At 47.4% G+C, this 2,897-nt stretch carries 3 protein-coding genes; all 3 read right to left on the bottom strand.

The annotated features are described in order from the left end of the window. Nucleotides 1–269: 269 nt before the first annotated feature. Nucleotides 270–881 carry an NUDIX hydrolase gene (locus tag ACR0QE_RS13290; RefSeq protein ID WP_432628812.1) on the bottom strand — a complete coding sequence of 204 codons (612 nt, stop codon included), beginning with the start codon at nucleotides 879–881 and terminating at the stop codon, nucleotides 270–272. Between the two features lie 141 nt (nucleotides 882–1,022). Then, the gene (manA, locus tag ACR0QE_RS13285; RefSeq protein ID WP_432628811.1) at nucleotides 1,023–1,970 is read right to left on the bottom strand and encodes a mannose-6-phosphate isomerase, class I; all 948 of its coding nucleotides are present in this window, start codon (nucleotides 1,968–1,970) and stop codon (nucleotides 1,023–1,025) included. A 24-nt stretch (nucleotides 1,971–1,994) separates the two neighbouring features. Further along, nucleotides 1,995–2,897 (bottom strand): SGNH/GDSL hydrolase family protein (locus ACR0QE_RS13280; RefSeq protein ID WP_432628810.1); only part of this gene is annotated, 903 nt, incomplete at its 5' end.

The raw sequence follows: 2,897 nt of genomic DNA, 5'->3' as shown, positions 1-2,897 counted from the left end.
TGGTCGCAAACACGACCCGCGGGCACTTTTTCACAAAGATGCCCCACGTAAGGCAGACACGAAATCCATCGGACACATTCTGTGTTCAGGCGAACAACCGGAGTGCCACTGTCTAAGCTTGAGCGGACAACAAATCATGAGAAAAGCCCGGCGGACATTTTCTGCAAATTCCTGATTTTGGATAACTAGTGTCCGATCAGGAACCAGCCGCAGAGTCAGTCCCCGCCGGAGCACGCCGCCACAGAAGTTTTGTAATCGACAGTTGGGTATCAGTTCAAAAATGCAAATGGCTCCTCATCCTTTGCATGTAGAAACTGCATGAGCATATACGCTGCGCGGACGGAAACACGCTCACTCCCCAGAATTGCACGCGCCTGCTTCCTGTCCACAAAGCACACTTCAATGTCTTCGCTTGCCTCCAGCCCGAGACCGCTGATTTCTCCCGATGCATACCCATACACCATGGTACTGCTCTCATCCGTCAGTCCCTGTGCCATAAAAAACGGTCTGCGGAAACAAGGATCACCGCCCTCATAGATCTCAAGCGTCAGACCCGTCTCCTCCTTCATCTCCCGGATTGCACTCTGCTCCGGTGTCTCACCTGGATCCACAAGTCCTGCCGGGATCTCATACATATAGTCATTTAACGGATAGCGAAACTGCCGGATCATAACGATCTGCCCCGGATCTTCTTTGCAAAGCGCATAGATGGCAATCCCTTCCGGTTTGTTCTCATGTGTAATTGCCTTCAGTCGCTCCTTCGGATTGCGGGATGCAAAGTAGTAATCAAACGTACTGCCGCTTCTTGTCACCGCATCCATATGATACAGATTCAGAAAACGATTATCTGTTAATCTCTCAATTTTCTTATATCGATCCACACTGTCTCTCCTTCGCTAAAATATACCCTTTAACGGATCAAAGCTGATTGTCTGCTCTCAAAACAGACAACCAGCTCTAACTATTTATTTCTGTTCAATTATACCATGTGCAGACATCCAAATCTACGATAATTGCTGGATCTATTCTGCAACCGTCGAAGCAACAAGTTCCAGATTTCCCTGCAGTCTGACCGTACCGAACTGATATGGAAGAATGAAATGATCTCCCTTCTTCACTTCCGTCCCATTTAATGTACCGCTGCCTTCCACAACACTTACGATCAGGAATGGGAACTCCTGATTAAATGCAGCCTCACCTTCGACCTTCTCATGAAATACTTTATAATACTTACACTCGATCAGTTTCTGCAGTTCATTTACCTTCGACTCACCAGTCTCGATCATACAATCGGACAACGGTGCTGCCGGAACGGTGATGACATCAAGACTCTGCTTAATATGTAACTGACGCGGCTTTCCGTTCGAAAGACGATCATAATCGTATACACGATACGTAATATCACTGTTCTGCTGTGTCTCAAGGATCGTGATACCACCCTTGATTGCATGCACAGTTCCCGGATCGATCTGGATAAAATCGCCTTTTTTCACAGGGATCTCACGGATCAGATCACTCCAGCGGCCATGATTTACCATATCCTCAAGTTCCTCATGGGTCTTGGCATTATGTCCGATCACAAGCTTGGAATCCGGCTCACAGTCTAAGATATACCAGCACTCCATCTTGCCCAGCGATCCGTTCTCATGTTCTGCCGCATAATCATCATTCGGATGAACCTGAATACTCAAATCTGCCTTGGCATCGATAATCTTGATCAGCAGAGGAAACACTTTTCCCTTCGTATCGCCGAACAATTCTCTGTGCTGCTCCCACAGATCCGATAATTTTTCTCCCTGGTACGTTCCGTTTGCGATCGTGCAGGTTCCGTTCGGATGTGCGGCAATACCCCAGCATTCGCCGATATCATTGCCTTCAATCTTATATCCAAACACATCTCTAAGCTTGGTTCCACCCCAGATATTATGGGTGAATACCGGATTCATAAACAAAATTTCTTTTTCACTCATCTTCCAATACTCCTATCGCTCGTCCTATTTTACAGAACCGATAACAGAAATTACATCAAAGGTACTTGGCATGGATGCATCTCCCGACACAAGACGAATTTCTAAGGTATGGGTCGTCTTTTCACCATGGATCAGTACCGGTGTCAGTTCCAGCTTATCTCCCCAGTCCTCGTCAAAATTTGCATTCAGACGCACTGCATTTGCCTCATCGCCATCAACGATGGCCAAAGCAACCGGAGCCGGCTTGCTCACACATCTGCGGTACTGTACCGCAATCTCACTCGCATCAACATTAAAAGAGATCTTCGCCCCTTGCGCGGCTGCCGACCATCCGTTTTTAAAGCAGTCTGTGATGTCTGTCTGTGTGCGCTCATCCTTTGTGAATCCATCACATACCGGCTCATAATTGCGGTTGTCCAGACGGAATGCTTTCTCATATGCATTCTCGGTCAGTGGTGCAGGCAAGGAAGCCTCACTGTCCGCACTCGGATTTTCTAACATCTGTTCCAATGCATATATAATAACAGATGCTACCAGTTCGTGTCCATTGTCATTCGGATGAAGGTCATCCTGTGTGATCGCACGATTTGGAATTCGTCCGGCTACAACCTCCGGATAGATGGAACTCTGCATGCTGACAGACGGAAGGTCATAGTGGCGTCCGATCTGTGCATGCATGATCTGTGCATTTGCTCCTGTATTGTAATATACGTTGTGCACCAGCATGACCGCAGGTTCACAGGGATCCTGCCATACGTGGCGAACCACACCCTCATAGGTCTCGCGAAAGAATTCGGTTGAATCATCATTTACCGAAAACTCAACAATTGCAAAATCAACATGATGTGACAACAGATCCGCTTCCACACGCGCCGAAGCAAAATGCGATGTTGTTCCACCGATTCCTGCATTCACATACTGGAATGT

This window comes from Brotaphodocola sp. (assembly GCF_050873065.1).
In the GTDB taxonomy this organism is placed as follows: Bacteria; Bacillota; Clostridia; order Lachnospirales; family Lachnospiraceae; genus Brotaphodocola.
Note: the sequence above shows the minus strand (reverse complement) of the source record. Positions and strands in the feature narration are given on the sequence as shown.

What these genes read in the sequence shown, in the direction of transcription:
- manA (WP_432628811.1), bottom strand. Translation starts at nt 1,970, where the DNA reads ATGAGTGAAAAAGAAATTTTGTTTATGAATCCGGTATTCACCCATAAT.